Source organism: Shewanella sp. 10N.286.52.B9, assembly GCF_002873635.1.
In the GTDB taxonomy this organism is placed as follows: Bacteria; Pseudomonadota; Gammaproteobacteria; order Enterobacterales; family Shewanellaceae; genus Shewanella.
This window is the reverse complement of sequence record NZ_MCTY01000212.1, coordinates 41,205-67,817: the sequence shown is the minus strand read 5'-3', so window position 1 is coordinate 67,817 and position 26,613 is coordinate 41,205. Positions and strand designations below refer to the sequence as shown.

General features: G+C 41.8%; 18 protein-coding genes. 7 read left to right on the top strand and 11 right to left on the bottom strand.

Going from position 1 to position 26,613, the window contains the following annotated elements; all coding sequences use genetic code 11:
- The first annotated feature begins 339 nt into the window (after positions 1-339).
- A complete protein-coding gene (locus BCU91_RS17740; protein ID WP_102436190.1) occupies positions 340-1,236 on the top strand; it encodes an alpha/beta fold hydrolase in 897 nt (298 codons plus the stop codon).
- A gap of 222 nt (positions 1,237-1,458) precedes the next feature.
- On the opposite strand, the gene BCU91_RS17735 is transcribed toward BCU91_RS17740, so the two are convergent.
- Positions 1,459-3,840, bottom strand: coding sequence for a PilZ domain-containing protein (locus tag BCU91_RS17735; RefSeq protein WP_102520100.1), 2,382 nt, complete (start codon positions 3,838-3,840; stop codon positions 1,459-1,461).
- Positions 3,841-4,066: 226 nt separating this feature from the next.
- Between BCU91_RS17735 and radA the strand changes: the two genes are divergently transcribed.
- Positions 4,067-5,440 carry a DNA repair protein RadA gene (gene radA / locus BCU91_RS17730; protein WP_102532045.1) on the top strand — a complete coding sequence of 458 codons (1,374 nt, stop codon included), beginning with the start codon at positions 4,067-4,069 and terminating at the stop codon, positions 5,438-5,440.
- Between the two features lie 83 nt (positions 5,441-5,523).
- On the opposite strand, the gene BCU91_RS17725 is transcribed toward radA, so the two are convergent.
- The gene (locus BCU91_RS17725) at positions 5,524-6,801 is read right to left on the bottom strand and encodes a YjiH family protein (protein WP_102477222.1); all 1,278 of its coding nucleotides are present in this window, start codon (positions 6,799-6,801) and stop codon (positions 5,524-5,526) included.
- 503 nt (positions 6,802-7,304) lie between these two features.
- Between BCU91_RS17725 and BCU91_RS17720 the strand changes: the two genes are divergently transcribed.
- Positions 7,305-8,030, top strand: a complete 726-nt coding sequence (locus tag BCU91_RS17720) for a DUF998 domain-containing protein (protein WP_102532044.1) — start codon at positions 7,305-7,307, stop codon at positions 8,028-8,030.
- 158 nt (positions 8,031-8,188) lie between these two features.
- On the opposite strand, the gene BCU91_RS17715 is transcribed toward BCU91_RS17720, so the two are convergent.
- Together BCU91_RS17715 and BCU91_RS17710 are read right to left on the bottom strand one after the other, a co-directional pair.
- Positions 8,189-9,085, bottom strand: coding sequence for a U32 family peptidase (locus tag BCU91_RS17715; protein ID WP_102520177.1), 897 nt, complete (start codon positions 9,083-9,085; stop codon positions 8,189-8,191).
- 8 nt (positions 9,086-9,093) lie between these two features.
- Complete coding sequence (locus tag BCU91_RS17710; RefSeq protein WP_102532043.1) at positions 9,094-10,095, bottom strand: peptidase U32 family protein; 1,002 nt, start codon at positions 10,093-10,095, stop codon at positions 9,094-9,096.
- 136 nt (positions 10,096-10,231) lie between these two features.
- On the opposite strand from BCU91_RS17710, the gene BCU91_RS17705 reads away from it, so the two are divergent.
- Positions 10,232-10,753, top strand: coding sequence for an SCP2 sterol-binding domain-containing protein (locus BCU91_RS17705; RefSeq protein ID WP_102532042.1), 522 nt, complete (start codon positions 10,232-10,234; stop codon positions 10,751-10,753).
- Positions 10,754-10,855: 102 nt separating this feature from the next.
- Here BCU91_RS17705 and BCU91_RS17700 read toward each other — a convergent pair whose 3' ends face one another.
- The gene (locus BCU91_RS17700) at positions 10,856-11,107 is read right to left on the bottom strand and encodes a YfhL family 4Fe-4S dicluster ferredoxin (protein WP_055023738.1); all 252 of its coding nucleotides are present in this window, start codon (positions 11,105-11,107) and stop codon (positions 10,856-10,858) included.
- Positions 11,108-11,575: 468 nt separating this feature from the next.
- Here BCU91_RS17700 and BCU91_RS17695 point away from each other — a divergent pair, with 468 nt between their 5' ends.
- Complete coding sequence (locus tag BCU91_RS17695) at positions 11,576-12,754, top strand: threonine/serine exporter family protein (RefSeq protein ID WP_102532041.1); 1,179 nt, start codon at positions 11,576-11,578, stop codon at positions 12,752-12,754.
- 92 nt (positions 12,755-12,846) lie between these two features.
- Here BCU91_RS17695 and BCU91_RS17690 read toward each other — a convergent pair whose 3' ends face one another.
- The 4 genes from BCU91_RS17690 to yegQ form a co-directional block, all read right to left on the bottom strand.
- The gene (locus BCU91_RS17690; protein WP_198590497.1) at positions 12,847-14,508 is read right to left on the bottom strand and encodes an amidohydrolase family protein; all 1,662 of its coding nucleotides are present in this window, start codon (positions 14,506-14,508) and stop codon (positions 12,847-12,849) included.
- A 113-nt stretch (positions 14,509-14,621) separates the two neighbouring features.
- On the bottom strand, positions 14,622-15,605 hold the full coding sequence (locus tag BCU91_RS17685) for a GTP-binding protein (RefSeq protein WP_102436176.1): 984 nt from the start codon (positions 15,603-15,605) through the stop codon (positions 14,622-14,624).
- Between the two features lie 77 nt (positions 15,606-15,682).
- Entirely contained in the window at positions 15,683-17,356 is a 1,674-nt protein-coding gene (locus BCU91_RS17680; protein ID WP_055023742.1) for an amidohydrolase family protein, read from the bottom strand.
- Between the two features lie 671 nt (positions 17,357-18,027).
- Positions 18,028-19,428 carry a tRNA 5-hydroxyuridine modification protein YegQ gene (gene yegQ, locus BCU91_RS17675; protein ID WP_102438026.1) on the bottom strand — a complete coding sequence of 467 codons (1,401 nt, stop codon included), beginning with the start codon at positions 19,426-19,428 and terminating at the stop codon, positions 18,028-18,030.
- Positions 19,429-19,654: 226 nt separating this feature from the next.
- Between yegQ and BCU91_RS17670 the strand changes: the two genes are divergently transcribed.
- Positions 19,655-20,497: an HDOD domain-containing protein gene (locus BCU91_RS17670; protein ID WP_102532040.1), complete on the top strand. Its 843-nt coding sequence runs from the start codon at positions 19,655-19,657 to the stop codon at positions 20,495-20,497.
- A gap of 82 nt (positions 20,498-20,579) precedes the next feature.
- Positions 20,580-22,073: a bifunctional diguanylate cyclase/phosphodiesterase gene (locus tag BCU91_RS17665; RefSeq protein WP_102532039.1), complete on the top strand. Its 1,494-nt coding sequence runs from the start codon at positions 20,580-20,582 to the stop codon at positions 22,071-22,073.
- A gap of 15 nt (positions 22,074-22,088) precedes the next feature.
- On the opposite strand, the gene BCU91_RS17660 is transcribed toward BCU91_RS17665, so the two are convergent.
- Together BCU91_RS17660 and BCU91_RS17655 are read right to left on the bottom strand one after the other, a co-directional pair.
- A complete protein-coding gene (locus BCU91_RS17660) occupies positions 22,089-22,523 on the bottom strand; it encodes a thioesterase family protein (protein ID WP_102438032.1) in 435 nt (144 codons plus the stop codon).
- 179 nt (positions 22,524-22,702) lie between these two features.
- Positions 22,703-26,485: an EAL domain-containing protein gene (locus tag BCU91_RS17655; RefSeq protein WP_102532038.1), complete on the bottom strand. Its 3,783-nt coding sequence runs from the start codon at positions 26,483-26,485 to the stop codon at positions 22,703-22,705.
- Between the last annotated feature and the right edge of the window lie 128 nt (positions 26,486-26,613).

The following is a 26,613-nucleotide window of genomic DNA, read 5'->3' as shown; positions in this document are numbered from 1 at the left end:
AAGCCTAAAAACACTGCAAGCATAATGTTAAATGACGGTTTAACCTAAGTAACTAAAAGCTGCCGATACCAGTATCAATAACTTGGATTTACGCTGCTTTGTTTATTACTTTGTGTATTACTTGCAAGCCTAAAAACACTGCAAGGGTAAAGAGCTGCAAGCATCAATGGCATCGACTCTTAGCTGTTTAGATATTGGCTGAGAGCACTTTTAAATGGTTCACTTTAAGTGAGCCATTTTTTATCTTGATTAGGCTCATTACTCTAATTAACTTGTAATTAACATTTACACTGATTACCGTATTGAGTTCATACACTCAAAATAGTCATATTCATTCCCATGCAGCAGTCACATTTTATTCCCTATCGAAATGGTCGCCTTCATATTCGGCATATCAAAGCAAACCCTAGCTTGGCTAAAGGCATGCCAATTTTGATGTTACATGGCGCAATGTCAAATGGACGGGTATTTTACAGTGCCTCGGGCAAAGGCTTAGGTTGCTATCTTGCTAGGCAAGGTTTTGATGTGTATATACTCGATACGGCAGGCAGAGGCTTAAGTGAGCCTAAAATCAGCGCGGCCTATTCCTTAGGTCAAACCGAAGTGATTTTAGAGCAGCTGCCCCTTGCCAATGAGTTTATTTTATCGCATTCATCAGCAAGTAAAGTGCATTGGTGCGCGCACTCATGGGGCGGGGTATTAATGGCGAGCTGTTATGTTCGCTTAGCTAAGGTGCGCACTCAAGTGGCTTCATTTGTCACCTTTGGTAGTAAAAGAACCATCAAAATTAAATCTCTGCGTAAAACCATGATGGTGGATTTATTTTGGAATCGGTTGGCGCCATTTTTGTCAAAAGTGGATGGCTATTTAGCGGCAGATAAATATCGAATGGGTATGGACAATGAAAGCCGGCAATCATTAAGGCAAACCATAGATTGGGTAAAAGGTGATTGGGTAGATTGCCATGATAACTTTGATTATGCCGCTGCAGCTAGGCAGGTGACTTGGCCGCCTTGTTGGTTTTTAGCCGCTAAAAAGGACCGCGTGTTAGGTAACCCTTCAGATGTGCAAGATATGATGGGTGAGTGTCAGATGGTGGCAGCTGAGTATACTTTACTGGCTAAACATCGCGGCTTTAAGCGGGACTACACCCATGCAGGCATGTTAACCGACAAATCCGCAGTAGATGATCATTTCCCGTTAGTGAAAAGCTGGTATGACAGTTTGGCTAAGTAGCAACTTAAAAATAAACTGCAGCGATAAGCGCTAGCTGAAGTAATACAAACCAAGTGATTGCAATATATACTCTATTAGCGCTGTCGAGATTAGTGTATCAATTTGGTTTAGCATTAGCGCACTTTTGGTTTAGCATTAGCGCACTTAGGCTAGGAGCCTTCAAGTTTTGAGCAACTCAGGTTTTGAGTCATTCAGGTTTTGAGTCATTCAGATTTGGGGTATTTAGACTTGGTGTAACTCTGGATATCTCATTTCAACTTCAGCACTAATCTCTAACAGTTCTCCGGCTCCTAAAACCCGCCATAACTGGGCTTCAAGCTGTTTTGCTCTGTGGGAAGCATGGGTGGCAATATATTCCATTTCGCGGCGAATATAGCTCATGTCTGGCTTTTCAGTTGCGCCATAATAAACTCGTAATGCCACAAAGCGGCCAACAGTTTTAGCGTGACGCACAAAGGCAATTTGAGCATCTCGGCTAGCGAAGTCGTTGACTAACTGAGATTGAATGTTAATTGCTCCTCTACCTTGACGAGACACCTGCAGGAATATCTCTATATATTTCAGGCCATCAATGGGCTTCATTGCTCGAACTGGATTAATAATTAGCTGCTTAAACTGGCTTTCATTAAATAATGGCGTCAAATTATAATTTAATGGTTTAGTGGAGCCAGCGGCAAATAGATGGCTAATAGCATCAGTTTTAACGCCGATCCCTAAGCATGATAGTTGCGCCGATTTTTGCGTTTTTTCTACAAAAAAGGGCACATTAGCCAGCTGTCTTAGGAGTAAGTTTTTCATGCCATCGGCTAGCTCTTTTAACTCGCCTTCACTATCTGATAATTGCTCAAGTTTATCCCGATTATGATTAATGAGTTTATTGATAAACTCAACTCCAGCATGGGGTTCGTGACCAATGTTGGCCGACAAATGCAGGGTTTGGTCATGATTACGGCTGCGGATCAATCGATATGGCAAGTTTGACAGTGATGTCTTGCCTGCAATTTGCTGCAGTTTAGGGAAACTAAGTAACACATCTGTAGGCTTTTTGAGGTTAAGATTATCTTCTAAAGCAAGCTGCAGCCCACGGGTGGATATATCATGGCTTATCCCACGGGTTTTATGGTTGTTGTGCTCAATATCTACCAAGGTTTTAAAGGCATAGCGCGCTTCTCGTCGTCGCTCGCTAAAGGGCATTGATAGACGTTTTATGCTGTTTTGTTTGAGCTTAGTTTGGTTAAACTTTTTAAGCTTATTGACGTTATCACTTGGGTTAAACCAGGTTTGATAATCGGATTGAACCTGCTCATTGGTTAAATCGATTAACTGCAGCACGTAGCTAAAGCCTGCCAGTTGTTGCTCTACTAGCGCTGAGTAGTGGGTTTCATCCCCTGGTAGCGTCGAGGTTTTATAATTCAGTTTATGGTCAATGCTTTGTTGGCTTACTTTGAACACTCGCCAACTAGTTTTGCTTGCGCCAAAGCCAAGGAATAACCCTAAGGCATCATGTTGCTTTAACTCATAAAGCGAGGCTGAAAAGTATTGGATTGTGTCGTTTGCTTGGTAGGTGAAGCAAAAAAATAAACTATGGTCACTGTCTTGTGGGTGCTTAATGAGATTGACTAAGCGATTATTGGTCAGTAAACCGGGTAGCTGATTAATCTCTTGCTCATCTTGAAAATATTGTAATGAAGCTTGGTTGCCTTGACTTAATAGCAAATGGCTAATGGTCGGTTTACCGTCATTTAAACTGATATAAATGGGGAGGTGAGCTAATAGTGGTAAATAATGGCGTTCAAACCCAAGCCCGGTTGCATTGACAATCACATCGTTTACATCCACTTTATAGCGAAAGCGGTAACTGCGGATCAGCTGGGTTAATAAGTTATCGAGCTCGTTACTTTCTCCAATACGGCATAGGCGCAATATGGCACTATCATCTTTGTGTTGTATATCGACGATTTTATAGTCGATGCCTTTTTGGAGATCGTCAAAAAAATACTCTTCGTTTAATTCAAGTAATTTAATACGCAGCGGCTTATCTTGATCAAAGCGAATGTCAGCAGGTAAGCGAACTCTCGCGCCACCGACAGATAAATCTAAGCTGGCGCCATTAACTTCGGGGCCACCTGTTTGTGAGGCTGAAATACGAATACTGTAATTCATTCGCTCTTCGCTACGATTAAAATAGCTGCCTAAAACCACCCCAGGCACAATTAACTGGGAGGTTTGTGCTACGGGTTGCTGATTGTTTTGGCGGGCTTTTTCTTTGCGTAATTTGTGCTGGTTGAGTACATGCTCATAAACGCCAACGATATACTTATTGCGATACAGCTGCAGTGCCTCTAGCAAGGAAAGCTTTGCTGGCTCATCGAGAAAATGACGTAGTTTTCCAACCTGAACCTCTTCACATTCAAGATCGCTTTTATCACGTAAATCAATGATCCGAGTACAAATCACCGCAATGCGATTTAATTCCATTTTCAATAAAAATCGAGTCGAGTTTGATTCGTCAGCCGTAAACATTTCAAAGGCATCCTTAAAATCAGGTTCCATTAAAAGTGGCTTTAATTGCTCTATAAGCTGACTGTGCTCTTCTAAACTCATGGCTTCTTTTCTATTGAGGGCTCAGATAAAGGTGATAATTGCAGGCTCGACTGGTAATCTTATCGGCTAGCATCAGGCTTACTTTATACAAAATTAGTCTAGGTGTCTGTTAAAGCTAAGGTAATAATGCGATTTTGGCGCCATTAGCTTAACAATTGAGCTGTGTAAATTTAATAAATTAATAAGTGCTTAAATCCCATAAGCAGCAATCTGACAAAAGTGATCTATGGCAAAAAATAAAACAGCGTATGTGTGTAATGAGTGCGGACAAGATTTTCCTCGCTGGCAAGGACAGTGCAATGCCTGCCAAGAGTGGAATACCATATCAGAAGTGCGCATTTCTGCGGTTAAATCGTCGACCAATTCGGTAGCTGGTTATGCAGGCTCTGTCGGCGGCGGCTCAAAAAAACTTCATGAAGTGGAAGAGTTTGAAGCCCAAAAAATGCTTACCGGCATTGGTGAACTTGATAGGGTCTTATGCGGTGGCTTAACCACAGGCTCAGTGAATATTATTTCAGGCGATCCTGGTGCAGGTAAAACTACTTTACTGTCCGATTTAATTGCCCGCATGTCACAAGTTATGCCTTCATTATATTGTACTGCTGAAGAGTCACTATCGCAGTTCAAAAATCGTGTTAACCGCTTAAAGCTCAGTTATAACGAAGAGAACCTATATTTAATGGCTGAAACCAGCGTTGAGGCGATTATTGCTGAGCTGGACGCTAAACAGGTAAAGTTTGCTGTTATCGACTCAATCCAAGCGGTGGTGTCTGAAAGCGCCAATGGCAGCCCTGGCTCGCCTTCACAAGTCAAAAGCTGCGCGCAGGCATTAACCCAGTATTGTAAGCAAAATAATGTCACCATGTTTTTAGTGGCGCACGTTAATAAAAACAATGAAACTGCCGGCCCGCAAACGCTTATTCACATTGTCGATTGTCTGACCCATATTGAATGCAATGACGGCCAAATTAGAACTCTAAGAGCCAATAAAAACCGTTTTGGTGATGTGGATACCGTGGGCATTTTTAAGATGACCGAGCGCGGTATGATAAGTGTTGATAATCCCAGTGAGATATTTCTCTCTGGCTCCACCACTGAATCACCTGGCGCGGCCATTACCTGTATCCGTAAAGGCAACCGTAACTTATTGCTAGAAATTCAATGTCTAACCACTGAGACTGAAGGCGAGTTTCCGCAGCGAGTTTGTGTGGGGTTAAACATGAACCGGATTAAAATGCTCACAGGGGTATTACGCAAACATACTCGTACCAAGATTTATCATGATACTTATTTTAATTTGGTGGGTGGTTTGAAGATTGATGAATCAGAAACCTGTATTGATTTAGCCTTGGTGACGGCATTACTCAGCAGTTTAAATGACTTTGTGGTGCCCAGAACCACCTGCATTATGGGAGAGCTAAGTTTAAATGGTGATGTTAGGCCGATTGATAGTGGTGTGCCGAGAGTAAAAGAAGCGGTGCAACATGGTTTTACCGAGGTGTATATTCCCCATCGTAACTACCATAAATCAATGGAAGGGCTAGGCGCTAAAATCCATCCGATTAAAACCATTCATGAGTTATTAGAACTGATTAACTAAATTGATTAACTAAACTTGTTAAGCATTAAAAAAGGAGCCAGTGGCTCCTTTTTTGTATTTACTTTATGACTCGAATCAAGCGACTAAATCAGTAAGTGTCCGCAAAGGGCGATAACCGGTAATGTCACTAAGGTACGCAAAATGAAAATCACAAACAACTCGAAGAAGTTAACTGGGATTTTACTGCCAATAAGTAATGCGCCGACTTCACTCATATAAATTAATTGGGTTACTGATAGGGCTGCAATCACAAAGCGAGTTAAGTCTGACTCAATTGAGCTGGCTAAAATTGAAGGCAAGAACATATCAGCAAAGCCAACCACAATCGTTGTCGATGCAACATCGGCTTCTGGTATTTGCAGTAATTCGAGCAGTGGAATAAATGGCATACCTAGATAATTAAAAATCGGCGTATTTTCAGCTAATACCAATGCGATGGTACCAATGGCCATAACCACAGGAATAATACCAAACACCATATCAACCACGTTCTTAACGCCTTCAGTTAATAGCTGTTTAACCCCACCAGCGCGCGAAGCTTTATTCATCGCTTGCTCAAAGCCCCAAGACATTACGCCATGACCTTGTGGGATCATTTCATCATCTGGGTGACGTGGGGTGTTGTCGATATATAAATCTTTTTTCCATGATAGCGGTGGTAATTTAGGCACTATGATAGCGGCAACAAAACCAGCGAGACAAACGGTTAAGTAAAATGGCACAAATAAATGCTCAAGTTTGACTTGAGAAATAACCACTAAACTAAAAGTAATAGATACTGCTGAGAAGGTAGTACCAATTACGGCCGCCTCACGCTCGGTATAAAGACGGGTTTCATACTGCTTGTTGGTCATTAAAATACCAACACTGCCATCGCCTAACCATGATGCCATACAGTCAATGGCACTTCTTCCTGGAAGGTTGAAGATTGGACGCATTAATTTGGTCAGCATGGTACCGAAAAATTCTAATAGACCGAAGTTAAGCAGTAACGGCAGCAGCATGCCTGCAAAAATGAACACTGACAGTAGTACTGGTAATAGGTCATTGAGTACCAAGGCTCCGGTATCAGCTGAGTAAATCACTTCTGAACCGATCTCTAAGTAGGTTAATACAATGAATATTGCCCCTAAGACGCGTACTAATAACCAAAATGGTGAAACATTCAGCAGCGAATGCAAAAACGGGCTCTTACGAACTAACTTTGGGTTTATTAGTTTAGTAAGCACCGACACGATTGCCATAAAGACTACGATACAGGTTACGATTAAAGGTAATATATCGGCGAATTGGTTTTGTACAAATTTTGATACGATAGCAATCGGAATGGTGATTGAGCCGTCGTAGCTAATAGGTGTCATAAACAATAACAATCCGATAAGTGACGGAATGATAAAGGTAAGTATTGTTTTGAGATTATATTTTGGTTTTTCTTGAGTCACTTTGTCTATGCCTTACCAATTAACTAAATAATCATGGTTGAGTTAATCAAACCGTCTTATGGGAAATGCTGTATGTCCATTCATAGGATATCTAAGCGAGGCAAGGTTACCTGCTTATCTATTCTAAGTAAAACTATTCACTAAAACGAATAGTTATGGGCTTTTTATGCTTATCTATATTGTATCGTTTCCCAACCGAATTGCACGGATTATTTTGTTTGTAATCATGGTGTTATGCAGTTGTTGTTACTGTGATGTTTTGTTATTACAATGGGTGAGTGGGTCGTTGTAAGGTTGTTTGGGTCGTGCCCTCTATATTGACGTGGTTAATTGACTGAATACTAAACATTAGATGTCGATAGCGTTTTTATCAAAGGCGATTAAGTATGATAGAGCCTAATTTACAAGGAACAAGATAAGCTGTGATAATAAGTAAAACGGAAAAAATTGCTCGATTAGCTTACCTGTTTGGTTTATTAGGCTTGATAGGGCTTTTTATCGGCATAGGTTTATCTGTGTTTATTGAGCATATGCAGCATGGTGATAAGTATAGTTTACTGCAATTTTCAATCAGTGAACTGGGGACTTACAACCGCTCTTCTTCTGCCTTATTGATTAATGGCGGGCTATTTTTTGGTAGCTTAAGCCTGACGATGAGTGCTTTATTTGGCCTACAAATAAACCGTACCATTACTGGTCGGTTATTTTGGCTGGCTCTTATCGTGACTTTTCTTGCCCTAGCTGCCACAGGGCTGTTTCCCCTTAATGTTTACCATTTACATATTCAAGCCGTGTCTATTTTTATTTACTTTGGCTTAATCAGTGCGCTACTGGGACTGGTTAACGGGATCATTATGCGCCAAGCCCAATATATGCTGCCATTGGTGTTTGCTGGTTTGATTGCGGTGATCCACGGCGCGATTTTAACTTGGCCATATTGGGGTGGGAGTTTAGGTGAGAACCCGCTCTCTGAAGGACTACTATTTCAAGCCATTGTGTCGCAGTCTCCTAAGCCACAAACTTGGTGGTTATCCATCTTATTTTGGCTAAGCATCATAACTACATGGCTGTGGGTTTTGAGCATTTGCCGCTGCTATTTTCTGCCCCAGGGGCAAAGTAAAGCAGATAAGCCTAAGCCAAAGATATGACTCTTGGGCAATTGTAAGTAAGAGCCTTGTAAGTAAGAGCCTTGTCAGTAGGAGACTTGTTATAAGAGCCTTGTAAGTAAAAAGACTTGTAAGCAAAGAGGCTAAAGCTTACAGCGTTATTCACTGCCTTGCATTAGCCCCGATTACTAAGGTGTTAACTAGATTTTTTGTAAACCAGCGCCGCCGAACCAATAGCCATTACAGGATTTTTTGTTAGCAAACTCGCGAGTTTTCATCGCCATATCATCTTGAGTCTCATCACTGTTTGCTAAGCGCTTTGTGAGTTCATCTGCAAGCTCAATACAGGCTAATTGGCTAGGTGATACTCTAAAGTAGTTCACTCCCATTTGCTGCATTTGCATCATTTCAGCGGTTAAATCAACAAATGAAGCCGATTGAGTTTGGATGCCATTTAATCTCAGTAAATCCTGATGCTCTTGAGTTTGCACCAAAATCCCCTTTGGGTGTTGCTGACAAATGGTCTCACAATTGTCTTTACTCAAATTAAAGTGTTTGGCAGTAAAGCAGCGCGCCGAATGTGCCAGTGGCATATAACCATGGCCCATGACTTCCACTTCAAATTGCGGCGTGTTTTCGCCCTCACCAATCACGGTTTTAAGCCATGACTTTGATAATTCAAATGGCATAGCAAAGCGTTGCATACCCATTTTATGCAAAATATCTAAGCTGGCTCTATTGTAATTATTAATGGTTGGGCCACAAATGAACGGCAGTTTGGCCTCAGAGGCCAATTGCACGCCTGCCATATCATTGGCTTCAATAATAAACTCGCCATTATCGATATACTTTTTAAGTTCGCCAAGCTCAGATTGTGCCTCGATTAATGCCATGGTTGAAAGCACCACATTTTTGCCAGACTGCTTGAGCATAGTGGCAATGTCGAAGTAATCTTTAAATTTCATTAATCGACGTCTGCTGCAGACGGTTTCACCTAAATAAATAGTATCAACTTGGCTTTGCGCTGCCCTGTCATAAAATTGTTCCGTGGTGTCTTTGTCCCAGCAATAGCTAATGGCGCCCAGTGAGATTTTCATATTGTTATTTACTGCCATTGCCGCTCGTATGCTCCTAATGTGGTGACTTGTCCTTCAGATACCTTGGCTAAGGTATGATTCCATCTGGCTTGCTCTTTAAAGGCGCTAGGATTGTTTTGATAGCTATCAATCGCTTCACGCCAAACCCGCGTTACTTGCTCTACATATGCAGGGCTGCGTTGACGGCCTTCTATTTTTAGCGATTTGATCCCAGCTTGGGCAAGTTGAGGTAATAGGCTTAAGGTATTTAAGCTGGTGGGCGACTCTAACAGGTAATCGGCTTTGGTATCCGCTTCGGCAATGTAGCGGCCTTTACAGACCACGGGGTAGCCAAGTTGTTGGTCAATACCTGTGGTATCAATCAGCACGTCATTTAGCCTAGTTAGGCATTGGTTGCCTTGCTCTTGCCATCTCACATCTTTTGCTGGCGAGCAAGACCCGCCTGTATTAGGTGATTGGCCAGTGACATAAGACGATAAATGACAACGTCCTTCAGCCATAATACACAAGCTACCAAAGGCAAACACTTCTAACTCCACAGCGCTACATTTTGCTAGGTCGCGCACTTGCTTCATCGACAACACTCTAGGCAATACGGCGCGTTCAATATTAAAATTTTGATGATAGAAATCGAGTGCGGCTTGATTTGTTGCACTCGCCTGCACTGAAAGGTGCAATGGCAAATGTGGATAACGGCTGCTGGCATAATGAAGCAGGGATATATCAGCGGTAATAAGTGCATCCATTTGCAGCTGGGCGGCTAAATCAATCGCCTGATACCAGCGGCTTTCCTCTCCAGGTTTTGGATAAGTATTTAAGGTTAAAAAAACTTTTCTGCCTTGGGCATGGGCAAGCTTGGTGGCTTGTTTTAGTTGTTCTGGGGTGAAGTTTAAACCTGCAAATGAACGGGCATTAGTATCATCCTTTAAACCTAGATAAACGGCGTCAGCGCCCGCTCTAAAAGCGGCTTTTAATGAGGCTAAATTTCCTGCAGGGCACAAGAGTTCCATATTCTCTCTCTCAAATTTCGATTGAAAGTGAGTGTAAAGTTGAATGACATCACATGATTTGATTTGAAACAGGTTTCAATTGATAAAATGTGAGTAAACTAGCTTAAATTGGAATCTTGTCAGTGTAGGAGTATGAATGTCTTTCGGTTTTTCAGGAAAGGTTGCTAAAAATTTGCTTAATATCGCCCCTAAAGTCGCCACCCAGTCTCTTGCTGTTGTCCCTGAAAAGGTAAAGTTGGATATTCTGGCTAAGATGTTGTCACTTTCGTTAAGTGAACAAATTAAATTTGGTGAGTTAGATTTTCTGCAAGGTAAGTGGGTTGCTATTTGTGTGCAAGACATCGCGCTCAACTTTGAAATTAGTTACGATCAACAGTTATTATTACGTCCTTTGACGCAAGCCGATGTAACTTTTACTGCCAATGTGCCTGAGTTATTACTGGTTGCTGCGGCCAAAGAAGATCCTGACACGTTATTTTTTCAACGTAAGCTGCGTATTGAAGGCGATACCGAACTCGGCCTTGAAGTGAAAAACTTATTGCTCGGTATTGAGCTTGATACGTTACCAGCAGCGGTAAAGCTTAGCATTGAAAAGTTAGCTATCACGCTACAAACGTTACAAGTCTATGCTAATGAGCAGGCAGCCGCAACGGCGTAATATTCAGTCATAATGACTCAGATGAAGAGCGTTAGACATGGGATGAATATAAACATCAAAAAAGGCGCTAATTAGCGCCTTTTTTGTCATGTAGTTTAAGGGTTAAACCTTACCTGTAATGACTTCATATTTATATTGCAGCTCAGCTGGGGTTTCTGCGTGGCTGGGATCAGGATCAATGCAATCAATAGGGCAAACCGAAACACAGGTCGGTTTAGCATAGTGGCCTACGCATTCGGTACATAGCGCAGGATCAATTTCATAGATCTCTTCACCCATGGTGATGGCCTCATTAGGGCACTCAGGCTCACACATGTCGCAGTTAATGCAGCTATCGTCGATTAGTAATGCCATCTAGTTCATATACCTTATAAAATTCATCTGTAACAATTGCTTATGTATATTCCATATAATGGTAAAAATTACCCTGTCCCGACTTTCAATGATTCATACAGCGGATTTTCATGCACTTAACCATGAATAATGACCTGAATGAAGACAAAGACTTAATAAGCGTTGAATGACTGCGCTGATCTAATGCGTTTTAACACGCTATAAATCTTTCAATCGATGATTATATCACACAGAGATAGCCCGCCTAGGGTTAAGCGAGAAATTCACCGGCTAGCGCATGTTTTGCAGTGGAGGTTATCGCGACCACTGCTGATTCAATGAAAGGATTCATTTTTGAAGGGTTTGACCCTCTATTTCAGATTATGAAGTGAATGAGAACGCTACTATTATGTAGCAATTATCATTTAGCTACTATGATTTAACTAAGCCCTCAGAACCACTTTTTGCTGACTTATCGAGAATAAAAAAATGGAAGATAAAAGCCCAACCCAGCAACAGTATGATGATGTTTTATCATTTTCAGATCGATTACATCAATCAGGGTGCGCGCCATACTCAGTGGCGAAATATACCCAGTCTTATGCGGCTCATCACCAGATAGATATCGCCATTGATGTTACCCCAACTAAAATTGTGACCATTTTCGAGCAACCCACTCAGAAAATGGTGATGCAAACTAAAAATCCACCGTCAGTCAATTTACGCAATTTGGTGGCAACCCTAAAGGCAATACACTCAAAAGAAAACTATCAAGGGGTGCCGAGTTACTCGAATTTTACTTTAGGCATTGCCAACCTATTACTGCCGCCTTGCTATTTGATGCTGGTGGGGAGCACGTATCTTGCGGCAATGATTTCGGTTTTTTTAGGGTTAATCGCCTGGTTAGCTCAACTAATGTGCATCGGGCAGCGAGCAATGCTGGTTGAGTTCATTGTGGCGTTTATTGCCAGTTTTGTGGTGGGGATATTAGCCGCTCAATTTCCTGAGTTACCGGTGTTAGCTTTATGCATCTCATCCATTGTGCTGTTTATTCCAGGACTTACTGTCACCAATGGTTTAGCTAGTCTTGCCTTAAATGACTTTCGCTCAGGCATAGAGTTATTGGCCCAAAGTAGTTTGGTGGTAATAAAAATATTCATTGGCGTGGTGATGGGCTTAGGCTTATCAAGCTTGCTTGTCGGCCATGTAGCCGCTGCGCCATTTATTAATGAAATCCCTTTAGGTTTGCATATTCTGGCGTTAATTGGCATATCGGTTGCGATTGGACTGATTTTTAATGCCAGTTGGCAAGACATTATTATTGGCCTGCCCGCTGCTGCAGTAGGCATGTGGGGGCCACATTGGTTTACCTCTGATTGGGTTATCGGCACTTGGATTAGCACCATGATTATCACTCTTTATGGGCTGTTAGCCGGTAAAGCACGTAAAGTGCCTGCGTTAGTGTATATTATCCAAGGGGTGATCATTTTAGTGCCAGGAAGCCGGATCATCGTTGGTGCCAGTGAGTCATTCTTTGCCACTGCAATATTGCCTATCCCCAGTATTGGTATGTCAGCATTATTGATGTTTTGTTCGATTATGGCAGGGCAGATCATGGTTTATTCTATTTTCAATGACCGCTTTTTGTTTAACCATAAACGCAACTAATCGATATTAATTGAGAAAAACTAAACACATGAAAAAAGCGCCTAATGGCGCTTTTTCGTTGTCATGTTTTATCGACGTTTTTTGATTATCGATTAGACTGTCACATCGCGACGAATTGCTCTGCCAGGCTTAGCATCCATAAGCAATTGTCCCTTATCAATAATCGATTGGCCATTGACTAGTACATGCTGCATACCCACTGAAAGCTTATTGGGCTCAGTAAATGAGGCCATATCTTTAAAGCTATTGAGATCAAATACCACTATGTCAGCATCTTTACCCACTTGCATACGGCCTTTGTTACGCATTTGCGGCACAGCATCTTCGATGATATGACACGCATTGAGGCTGGTGCGCTTCATTGCCTCGACTAAATTGACTTCTTTATACTCAACCACGTATTTATTTACAAAGCGGGCAAAACACCCGACCGAGCGGGGGTGAGCAAAAGCATCGTTAGGCAATGGCCATACATCACCTTCAATCAATTTACCTTTGCTGTCCATCCACGGCATGGCATCAGAGGCAATAGCGGCGTTAGGAAACAACACCGAACGCTTCATCATGCGTAAGTCTTCTTTACTGTCGTCAGGCTTTAAGAAGTGAATAACGATCACTTCACCAGGGTTGGTTTTTCGTAGTTCATCGATTTTGGTTTGGGTCATAGGTACGCCATTGGCTTCCATGTAACTTGCATCGGGAACGCCAAAGCGGTCAATCCATTCTGGGCCAGCAAATAAGGCCGCGCCCACAGGTGTTGAGCCTGCGCCATAGGGGTAAGCTTCAGTGGTAATCGGCAAACCAGAATCAACAGCTTCTTGCACTAGGTCGGCGCAATCATCAATGTCTCGCACCGAGGTACTGTTGAGGTGACAAATATGCATATGTGCCCCAGTGGTGGCGGCTAAACTGATTAACTCTTGATAGGCTTCAAAGCTTGATCTGGGCTCCATGCCGTTGGCATAACGTACATGGGTGAAGGTCGGTACATCAAAACTTTTGGCCAGTTTAGCTAAGCCGTAATACTCTTTATGGCCATAGGCGGGAGCATAACCGCCATTAATACCAATCCCTAAACCACCTTCTTTTAAGCCTTGTTCAACATCAGACAATATCGTATTTAGCTGTGCGTCGGTGGCGAGATCATTTTGCCAATTTTTTAAACTAAAGGCATTCTGAAACCAAGTAATGGTGCCATCTGCGGGCGAAATTTCACTTTCAATTGCCATAATGCGGGCATAGGTCCAAGCTACTGAGGCGCCGTAGTTAATTGGGCGACCTTCTTTAGCTGTGTCATCATAATACTTACCAATGGGTAATAGGCCTGATTCCAACTCAAGGGCGGTGGTGACACCATCGAAGGCTTGAGCTCTGGCTGCGGGTAATTGTTGTCCATGGGCGTGAAGGTCGATAAAGCCAGGGGCAACCACAAGCCCGCTGGCATCAATGACTTTTTTACCTGTGAGCTTTTCTGTCGATATAGCGGCAATTTTGTCGTCTTTAATGCCTACATTGCGTACGGCATCTAAACCCGTTTCGGCATCAATGACACGGCCATTAGTAATCACTACATCAAACGGGCCTGTTTGATTTGGCATTAACTGTGGCTTTTGTGGACCCTTGTTAGTTTCTGCTGTGGCAGTCGATGAAAGTGTTATTGCAGCGGCGCCAATAGCCAGTTTTTTCATGGTATCGCGCTTGGTTTGATCAACTTCAGCGGTTAATTTGTCATCTTGATTTAACTCGGACATCATTTACTCCTTTCTCGCCAGTATCCTTGATTATCATGCTATTAATTATCAGCCAAGCATTTACAGCTTGTCATTAACAGCTTTAGTGGGCCGTTTACTGCATAGTCGTTTTATATTTAAACCACTAAGCTAGCTAACTTTTCACGCATTATTTTTTCGTCCATGCCACCTTTGGGGGCAATAAAGACTAAACGGGTTGCTCTTGCTTCATCGTGTTCCCACGGCTCGCCAACAGTGACATTGGCGCGTTGGCCAGTACATTGAAATATACAGCGATGATCAGGTCGATCAGATAAATTTAAAATACCTTTCATGCGGTAGGCATCGACTGAAAACTGCTGTAATAGCGGATAGAGGCTTTGTAAAGACAGCGGCTTGTCGGTTTCGAAGCTAAAAGTATCAAAGCTGTGGTTTACATGGTCATGATGGTTGCATTGGCTGTGGTCATGGTCTGCACCTTGGTGCTGACAAGTATGCTCATGGCTAAGTTTTACTAACCGCTCAGGTACATCAAATAAAATCGGTAGTGCGACGTTTCCAAACTCCATTTCAACCAGTTTGGCAAAAGGGGCTTGGGTTTGGCACCATGCTTTAACTTTTTCCAGCTGCTCAGTTGCCACTAAATCAACTTTATTAACTAACACGATATCGGCGACTTGTATTTGTTGCTCTGACAAGCTGGCCATTGAACCTTCTAAACTTAAAATATTCTCAGCATCGATAGTGGTGATAATCGCGTTCAATGGCGCGTGAGCTTGTAGTTCAGGATCTTCAAATTGCAATGCCACTTCTTTAGGTTCGGCAATACCTGAGGTTTCAACAATAATATGATCAGGGCGCTCTTCAAGTGCCAGTATGCGCATCACTGAGACCACTAAACCTTCGGCAAGATTGCAACACACACAGCCATTTTCGAGGCTAATCATATTGTCGCTTTGGGATTTTACTAGCTCTGCATCGACATTAATTGAACCAAAGTCATTTACGATAACGGCCATACGCATGCCATCGGCATTGGTTAGGATATGGTTTAACAGGGTGGTTTTCCCGGCACCTAAAAAACCCGCTAAAATGGTCACAGGAATAGGTTTTTTATTCATTGACGTTTCTCTATATGATTTACTTTTTAACGAAAAAGCTCGGTATTACCCGAGCTTTATGATTTTAGGCATAATGGTTATGCAACCACTGGATTACGAACTGCTAAGCCAGGATTTACATCTAAATGCAATTCACCATTTTCGATAATAGGTGTACCATTTACGATCACATGATGCATCCCTTCTGAGAGTGCATTAGGCGCATCAAAGGTCGCTAGCACTTTGATTTCGTCAAGTTTAAATAAGACTAAATCAGCATCTTTACCCACTTGAATACGGCCTTTGTTTTTCATTTGAGGAACACTGTTTTCTAATATTCGACACGCATTTAAGCTCGTACGCTCCATCGCTTCGAGTAGTGTAACTGCTTTGTATTCATTGAGGTATTTACTGATAAAGCGAGTAAAACAAGCAAGCGATCTTGGATGAGCAATAGCATCACTTGGTAATGGCCATACATTACCTTCGATTAATTGCCCCTTAGGGTTCATCCATGGCATTGCATCGGATGCAATGGCTGCGCCTGGAAATAATACTGAGCGGTCCATTTTATGGCGATCGGATTTACTTTCATCAGGTTTTAAAAAGTGCATTACTACCACTGTACCTGGCGCATTTGCTTGAAGCTCAGTGACTTTTTCTTGTGTTAAGGCTTTACCATTTGCTTCCATGTAGCTTGCACTTGGCACTCCCCAGCGCTCTAGCCAGTCATCACCGCGGAAAACTTCTGCGCCGATCACTGATGAACCAGCACCGTAAGGATAAGCTTCTGTTGTCACCGATAAGCCTGCATCAACCGCATCTTGAACTAAATCAGCACAATCTTCGATATCTTGCACTGAGGTACTGTTAAGGTGACAAATATGCATGTGTGCACCGGTGGTTGCCGATAAACTGATCAGTTCTTGGTAGGCTTCAAAGCTTGATTTAGGCTCTGCGCTATTTAAGTAACGCACGTGGGTATAAGTAGGCATTTCATAGCGTTTAGCTAGCTTTGCTAATTCGTAGTACTCTTTATGGCCATAACCTGGTGCATAGCCAGCGTTAATACCAATGCCCAAACCTCCCTCTTTAAGGCCTTGCTCAACATAGTTTAAAATGGATTTAAGCTCATCTTTTGTCGCAAGGGTGTTTTGCCAGTTATTTTTAGAAAATGCTTGTTGAAACCAAACAATCGTACCGTCTGCTGGTGGCATTGTGGGCTCTTTTGCCGTGATACGAGCATAAGTCCATGCAACAGAGGCGCCGTAGTTAATAGGGCGGCCCTCTTTGGCTGTGTCATCATAGAATTTAGCAATAGGTAGCAACCCCGACTCCATTTCAAGAGCGGTGGTTACACCATCAAATGCTTGTGCTCGTGCAGCCGGAAGCTGTTGACCATGCGCGTGCATATCAATAAAGCCCGGCGCAACCACTAAGCCTGTGGCATCAATGACTTTTTTGCCTTGTAATTTATCTGTTGAAATGGCGGCAATACGATTGCCTTTAAGGCCGACGTTACGAATGGCATCTAATTTAGTTTCAGGGTCAATGACCCGGCCATTTTCAATAACAATATCAAATGGGCCCTTTTCATTGGCCATTAGCTTAATTTGCTGCTCAGTGAGTTTGTCTGATGCGGCTTGCAAAACTGAGGCAAATGGAAGCGCTGCAGTACCAACAGCGCCCGCTGCAAGCTTAGTTAGCGTAGTACGCTTTGACTGGTCGACATTGTTAGTGGTTAAATCATTTAGCTTGGTATCGTCTTTCATTTTTTATCCTCATTTATTCATGTAATAAAAATAGTAAAAACTGGCAACATGTGAAACGGCAAGCACCATAAAAGCTACTTTAAACAGCTTTGCTCTAAATTTGGATAATGTAAAGCACACTTTGATACTTTTGTTGCGCAAGCGTGTCTTTGGGGGCGAATAATAAATATTTCAGGGCTTAGGGTTACGGCTTTGTTGGCTTCGGTTGCTCGTATCGCTTTGAGTTTGTTACTGATATTGCGTTAATGATAAAATTTTGCCGCTGTAAAACTTATTACTGATATTAATTAATAGCATAGATTAGAGGAACTCACATTTGAAGGATCTAACCCTTCAAGTTTTGACCAACCTTGGCCAATAATAAATAAATGATAGGTGATAACTGACTAAATGATAGGTCATGAGTTTTTATATGTAGTAGGCTGGATCTTGAGTGGGCGATAGAGTTGGGTAGGTGATAGAGTTGAGTAGGTGATAGAGTTGAGTAGGTGATAGAGTTGAGTGAAAGGTAGAGATTGAGTGAAAGGTAGAGATTGAGTCAAAGTGGTGGCTTGTATTGCATTGGCGGGTAAACACTTTCTCAACAGTCACAGTTATGGCCTAAAAGGCAATAACTGCAACAGCTGAAAACGGATAACCATCCCCTGGTTAGACTGACTTATGTAGCAGGTCTAGGTAACGGGTTCAATCGCTTGATGTGGATTGCGGCTATCTTGCCCTTGAGGCAGATTGCGCATTAAAATTGCTTTATCCAGCTCGACTTCTGCCGGCACAGCTAAGAATACAAAGTGCCCTGAACCTAACCCGGCTTCTACTGATTCACCTTTGCGATTAACTAATTCTGAAATGGTTAAGGTGATATTGCCTTGCGGGGTCATCAATTCAACACTGTCACCGACAGAGAACTTGTTCTTAACGTCAATTTCAGCTGCGCCGGCATCATTGCGTTTACCGGTAAATTCACCAACAAATTGTTGGGTATCACTGATTGAGTAGCCGTAATCATAGTTCTGGTATTCGTCATGAACGTGACGACGTAAGAAGCCTTCGGTATAACCACGATGCGCCAAGCCTTCAAGGTTATGCATTAGCGTGCGGTCAAAATCTTTACCTGCCACAGCATCCTCAATGGCTTGACGATATAACTGTGCGGTTCTCGCTACGTAATAAAAAGATTTAGTACGGCCTTCAATTTTTAATGAGTCGACACCCATTTTGGTTAAACGCTCAACGTGTTGAATGGCACGTAAATCTTTTGAGTTCATAATATAAGTACCATGCTCATCTTCATAAGCAGGCATATATTCGCCTGGGCGTCCTGGTTCTTGCAATAACACCACTTCACTTGATGGCTGACCTGCGCCCAATGTTGGCGGCGTCTCTAACTGCACACCATGTTGGTCAACAAGCCCTTGTGGGTTTACCGCAATAATGTCACCGGTTTCAGTTTGCTTGGCTTCATGGACATCGTACTTCCAACGACAAGCATTGGTGCAAGTGCCTTGGTTAGGGTCGCGCTTATTGATGTAACCAGAGAGTAAGCAACGGCCTGAGTAAGCCATACATAATGCGCCATGGACAAATACTTCTAATTCAATATCAGGGCATTGCTGACGAATTTCTTCAATTTCATCTAACGACAATTCTCGAGATAAAATAACGCGTTTAATACCTTGTTGCTGCCAAAACTTCACCGAAGCCCAGTTAATGGCATTGGCTTGTACTGATAAATGCACTACTTGATCAGGAAAGGCTTCACGTACCATCATGATAAGGCCAGGATCTGACATGATTATGGCGTCAGGTTTCATCGCCACGACAGGTTCCATATCACGAATGTAGGTTTTTAGCTTGGCATTGTGGGGCGCAATGTTGCTGACCACATATAATTTTTTATTGAGCGCATGGGCTTCCTGGATCCCCATGGCGAGGTTTTCCATTTTGAAGTCATTATTACGAACTCGAAGGCTATAACGAGGCTGACCGGCATATACAGCATCTGCACCGTAGGCAAATGCGTAGCGCATATTTTTAAGGGTTCCAGCTGGAGACAATAGCTCTGGTCTAAACATAATAACTCTCAATTTGATGAAAACTCGCACACAGCGCGGGGGCGGCATTTTACTGAAGTATGGCTGCTGAATGCAAATTTTTCCTCTGTGATTGCGGTTACAGTCAAATTTGATCATCTTTAATGGAATAAAATCCCCATAGTCGTTCTTTTTCTTTATTCAAATAAGCCACATAACTGGTACAATTGCTTACAAAGCGATAATAATAATACAACGGGCTGAATTGATGACGACTGAACACCAACTCCTAGTGGGTTTACTGAAAAAGCTTAAAGATGACGCATTGGTACTGCCAACGCTTCCTGAAGTTGCCATGAGAGTGCAAGAGGTGGTATCAAACCCTAATAGCAGCTTGAAGCAAGTGGGTGATATTATTGGCCAAGATGCGGCGATTTCGGCGCGCATTATTAAGGTGGCAAATAGTGCATTGTATAGCCGTGGTAAAAAAGCTGAAAATATCAGTGCTGCGGTTAATCGAATTGGCTTAATGCAGATTAAAACCATTGTCACTTCAGTGGCGTTAGAGCAACTTTTTATCTCAACCAATGAAATGGTATGGGAGGTGATGGATGAAGTATGGCAAACCTCCATTGAAGTGACAGCAGCGGCAGGGGCATTACTTGCAATTTATAATAAGCGCAACCCCAGTAAAAGGTTAGATGCTGAAACATTGACCTTGGCTGGCTTAGTGCACAATATTGGCGCGCTACCTGTGTTATCAGAAGCTGAAACAAGGCCTGATACCTTTACCAGTATTGAACAATTACGCGGTCTCGTACGTAAAATGCAAGGGCCAATAGGTCGAGCTATTTTAAAAACGTGGGACTTTGCCCCTGAAGTGATGGAAGTGGTTGAGCGCTGGGCTGATTTGCATTACATCTCTGAGCAGGTCACTTATTTAGACTTTATTCGCTCAGCGGCCTATTACTCTGGTGAGTTAAGAGCAGGTCCCGAGCTTGAGCAGCGGTTAGCATTATTTGCCACAAGAGGCTTACCAGTTACCCCTGAAGATTTAGAGAGTGATGAGTTTTTAGATGTTTATCATTCGATAAAACAGAGTTATCAATAAGCATAAATTCAAGCCCGATGGCTATTGAGTTAACGCTAATAAGGCTAACGCTAATAAAGCAAGATAATAGAGGCACTCGGTTGTGTTAACTGTTGAAATAATGATCATTGTGTTTATTGGCTTAGTTTTGCTGCTCGGTATTGTACTGGGTGGCTATTTTCAGCAAGGGCGCTTTATTAATGAGTTAACCCAAACCCTTGATGTCAATAGTAGCAATAAACTACCGTTAAGTTTCAAACATACCCCTCGGGCTTTTAAACCCCTTATTCGCAATCTAAATCAACTACACAAAAATAATCCTGTTAATCTTGATCGTGACAAACTAACAGGACTGTCCAATCGAGTGGGCTTTAAACGCAAAATGTTTGCCAAAATGCCAGCGACCGAAGGTATGTTGATTTTGGTCGATATTCAACAGTTTAGATTTGTGAATGACTTATTTGGCTTTGTTTTTGGCGATCAATTATTGCAAGCATTTGCAGTGAGGATTAAAGGCTTAACTACCCCCCCTGCGTTTGTATCGCGAATGAATGGTAATGAGTTTTTGCTTTTTTATCCCAATTCATTATTGAGCCAGGATTTACAGGATATGAAGCAGCATTTCCAACGACCATTTGAAATTGCTCAAACGCCAATCTGTATTAAAGTTCAACTAGGTGTATTGGAGTTAAATAAACACCATGCTGATGTCAGTTTAATGCTAAGAAGGCTGGATTTAGCCCTTAAAAAAGCTAAGCGCAGCAGTGGCTCTGTTGCTTTTTATAATCAAGATGATGATAAAGCCCAATATCGTGAATTATTAATTATCAATAGCTTACCAAAAGGTTTAAAGCAGAATCAATTGTACATGGTATATCAACCAAAGCTGGACATGAACTCTGGTGCTTGTCATCAAGTTGAAGCACTCATTCGTTGGAAACATGCTGGTCTTGGTGACATTTCTCCTTCGGAGTTTATTCCATTAGCTGAGCATACTGGCATTATCGATTTAGTTAGCCATTGGGCGCTGGATGAAGTGTTAAAACAACAGGTTAAGTGGATTAACAAAGGTTTAAATATCAAAGTGGCAGTGAATTTGTCCACCAAAGATTTAGAGAATAAACAGCTTCCGATCATCATAAGCAGTAAGTTGCTGCAATATAAAGTGCCTGCGCAAAACTTGACCATAGAAATTACTGAAAGCGCCTTGATGATTGATTTGAACAGCACCATAGAAACGCTAAATACCCTCAGAGACATCGGCGTCTCCATCGCCATTGATGATTTTGGCACCGGCCACTCTTCTCTTGCTTACCTGCGCCATCTTCCAGTGGATGAGGTAAAGATTGATAAAGCATTTTTGGACGATTTTAATTGTGATTTACAAGCTAACAAAATTGTCAAAACCAGCATAGATTTAGCTAGTAGCTTAGGGTTTAATGTCACGGTTGAAGGGGTCGAAACAAAGGCGGTATTTGATACCTTGATTGGATTTGGCGCCAATACCATCCAAGGGGATTATTTTAGTAAACCCCTTCGGCCTAGTGAGTTAGAGCATTGTTTAGCTCAGTTAACTTATCCGGTTAGCGCGACGTAATTTATTGCTAAATAGCTAATCTTGACCAAATTGTGATCGTAACTGTGCGATCAGCTCAACTGGCATCGGCGCCATTTGTCGTTGTTGATTCATACAAACCATTTCTATGGTTGCCGTCACAGCAGGCTTGTTAGCATTAGGTCGCCAAATTTCCTGTTGCCACACAGTACGATATTTACTTTCAAAATAATATCGAGTGCGAACATCAACAATATCTGCAAACTCAACCCCATCATGACAAAGCATATCGGTGCGATACACTGCAAATCCCAATTGTTGTAGCTGCCATAAGCTATTTAGTACATCGGCCCCAATAACATGCTCTCTGGCTCTTTCGAAATACTTTAAAAAGTTAGGATGATACACAACCCCAGAAAAGTCGGTGTCTTCATAATAGATTTGCACCGGAAAGTGAAATATTGGGCTATATGCTATTGTTTTTGTGCTCATTCGCTACTCAGTTAGGCTGATTTGGTTATTAAGGTAAAACGGATGCTTATTGTCACCTATTTAAACCACTTTAAACAGACTCTTGCTGTTGATATACCTCAGTTACATACTGCTCAGGCCTGCAACGATATTGCATTGTGAGTAGCTTTAAGCATCACAGTCAAACTGATGCTTAATTTTTAGCTGACCTTTTGCTGCATAGACAATGGCAGTAATTGTGTTTCCCCAGTAAGCATTTGGTAAGCGCTATCGGCGTTGACCGCTGGGCTGAAGATATAACCTTGGCCTACATGACATTGATACTGAATTAACTTTAATAATTGCAGCTCGGTTTCAATACCTTCGGCAACAATTTGCATATTCAAGTCCTTACCGAGATTAATAATGTTTTTAAGTACATTACCAGCCGCTTTGTTATCGATAAAGTTATCGATAAAGCCTTTATCAATCTTTAAGGTATCTAGCGGGAAATGGGTCAGGTAATTCAATGAAGAATAGCCTTTGCCAAAGTCATCTAAACTAATCCTGATATGCAGTTGATGCAGCTGGTTAAGTACTTTTTCAGCGACTTCCACGTTTTCAATTAATAATGATTCGGTAATCTCCAGCTCCAGTTTCTCGGCAGGAAAACCTGTTTCAACTAAAATCGCTTCAATTTGCTGGCAAATATCCGGCTGTGATAGTTGCACTGGCGAAATATTGACTGAAATATTGCCACTTAATAGCCCTTGCTGATGCCATTGATTGCCGGTTATGCAGGCTTGTCTTAATACCCAGTAGCCGATCTCAATAATTTGACCGTTACTTTCAGCTTCTGGAATAAAGCGATTAGGCGGGATCATGCCTTCTTTAGGGTGAAACCAACGCAGTAATGCTTCAAAGGAGCTGATCTCACCGCTGACTAAACAGACTTTCGGTTGATAAAATAACTCAAATTCACCATTCTCTAATGCCAGTTGCAGTTGCTGTTTGATAGTGATTTTTTCTTGCAGGGCGATGGAGAGCGCCTCATTAAAAAAGTATGCACTATTACGGCCTGCATGCTTGGCGGCATACATTGCCGTGTCGGCGTGCTTTAGCAAGGTCTTAGCATCTTGGCCATCTTCAGGGTAACAGGCGACCCCAATACTCGCTGAAGTACTGATCCAATGCTGTTGTACCTGGTAACCGCAATTAATGGTTGCTCTTATCCGTTCAACAATAGTCACTAATTGAGCCAACTCACCAGGATTTCGAATGATAATGGCAAATTCATCGCCACCTAATCGAGCTAATAAGTCATCCCTTTTTATATTGGCTTTTAAACGCTGACTGACCTGAATAATAAGCTCATCACCAATGTCATGGCCCATGGTGTCATTCACTTCTTTGAAATAATCAAGGTCGATAAAAACAATGGCTGCGTGAGTATTTTTAATGCTAATGGACGCTTCAAGTTTGCTATTAAATTGGAAGCGATTCGATAACCCCGTTAACGCATCAAAGTTCGCTCTTTTTCTAAGTTCAGTAATTTTTTGATGGCGAGTTAATAGGTATAAAAACAGTAATAAGGCACATATTATCAGCAAGCTAATAATGGCGTAATGCCACCAAGCTTGGTTTATTTTAAAAGCAAATATGGCTTGATGAGGGCTCCATAGGCCGTCGCTATTACTCCCTTGTACGATGAAGTTATATTCACCGGCACTGAGGTTAGTATATGTGGCAGTGTTGGTGTTACCGACATAGGTCCACTCTTTATCAAACCCTTGCAGCATATAGCGATACTGGTTTTTAGTGGGGGCACTGAAGTCTAATGAGGCAAAGGTAAACTGGACCATATTTTTTTGATAATCTAGGCTTAACTTAGCGAGCTGATTATTACTATTAGGGCCAATATATTCTTGGTTAGCAACAAGTGCCGAAGTAATATGCACTTGAGGCTGAAAGTCATTTCTTGTTAGCTGCTGGGTGTCAATTTTAAAGGCACCATGATTAGTGCCAATAAGTAACTCGTGGTTTCTTATTGCTATTGCACCATCTGAAAATGAACTGTCTTTTTGAGTGATGGCACTGGGGTATTGGGTGATTTTATTGGTTTTTGTATCCATGTGCGCAAATTTAGCTTGCGAGGTGATCCATAAATTTCCTTTACCATCACCCACCACGCCCTTGAGGGTATTGCTGGTAAACCCATGCTCTTTGGTGAAGTACTGGATGTTTAATTCATCACTCCATTTCTCGCCAATCTCAATTTTAGCCAGCCCTAACCCTTGAGTGGCAACCCAAATAATATTATCTTCATCTTGGTAAATTTTGACGGTGCGAATATTTTCAACCTCACTGCCTAGAGGCAAGTGTTTCACTTCATCAGTTTCAGGGTTAATTCGGAAAATAGCATTGGTTGTGGCCATCCATAATTCGCCGTTATGAATGATTTTCTTATCAAAGGCAAAGTTACCTCCAGAGCGATATGCATTATCGTAGTGCTCGAAATAGCGCTTTAAAATGCCTTTATCAGGATTGAACAGTATTAAACCCACGTCTAAATAACCGCTTATCCAAACATTGCCTTTGTTGTCAGGTATGGCGAGGTAAAACTCATTACTGGGGAATCCATGGGGGTTGTCAGGGCTATTACTAAAATGCCTTAAAGTATCATTATCAATATTATACTGTGATAAGCCATTGGCACCCGCTATCCATAAATTGTTTTGTTCATCAACAATGGTGCTATAGGGTTCATTGATCACAGCATCTGTTATTGGCGCTATGGTAATTGTTTCTGTGCCAGCGTTAATCTTATCGATACCTTTATCAGTGGCTATCCATATATTATTTTGTTTATCGGTATCAAACCAATAAACGAAATTACCTGATAACTCGGGTTTAAAAGGGTGAGGGCGATATAATCGAGAGCCTTGTTTAAAGCTTGAGTAGCGCGATACACCATTGCCAGTGCCGAACCAAATACCGTTTGAATAATCGATTAAGATGCTTGCAACGTAATCATCAGCAAGTGAATTATCATTATAATCTTGATGTTTGATATGGCTGAAGGTCATGGTATCGAGTTGTAATCTTGTGGCACCATGATCGTGCGCAATCAACAGGGTATTGTTATCTTCAGCGGTAATGTAAAAAATTTGATTTGAAGCGAGTTGCTGGGAGGAGGGATTATCCCCTTGATGTTGAAATACCTCAGTAGCCAGTGTTTCAGGGTTAAACTTGATTAAGCCACTTTGATAAGTGCCAATCCACACAAGGCCATCTTCAGCCTGATACACGGTCGATAAGCTTCCGTCAAAGATCTCTTGGGTGCGCTTATCGTTAAAATTGACTAATTCCAGTTTCTGCTTCAGCCGATTTACCTTGGCCAAGCCAAAGTCTGAGGTTACCCAAATGTTATGGTTACTATCGTAAAAAAAGCCTGCGATAGAGGTATCATATGCTTTATCCGTTTCAACTTCATAGAGGAAGTAGGGGGTAAAGGTTTGAGTGTCTATATTATAGTGACTGACACCAGAGCCGGTGCCAAACCATAGATCGTTATTATCATCTTCAAATATATCTATTATCCAACTGGAACCTAAGCCATTACTTGATGATTTCATATCATGAATAATAATCTGATTATCTGTGGTTAACTGATTTAGACCATCTTCGGTTGCTATCCATATATCACCATTTGTATCCTCGTGGATTTTAGTGACGTAATTGTTTGATATATGGTGTTTATCATTTAATGAAAATTGGAAATTGGTGAAGTTAACCCCATCATAGCGACTGGCACCCGCATCGGTACCAAACCAGATAAAGCCATTTTTTTGTTGATAAAGGGTAGTAATACTCGAAGAAGGTAGACCGTCACTGATGGTCAGGGTTTCTAATCGAAATTGTTCGCCATAGCTTTGAGGCGTAAAAAAAACAGTGACGCAGGCGCAAGTGATTAACAATACAAACTGCTTTAACGCTCCAAACATCGACTAGCCTCAATTATTATTATTTTTTATTAATGAAGTTCGCTAGTAATTCTACATAAATTTAGAAGTGATGTAATGCGGATAAACAGCACAATATGGGAAGTGAGCACTGTGACCATATAGGAAAG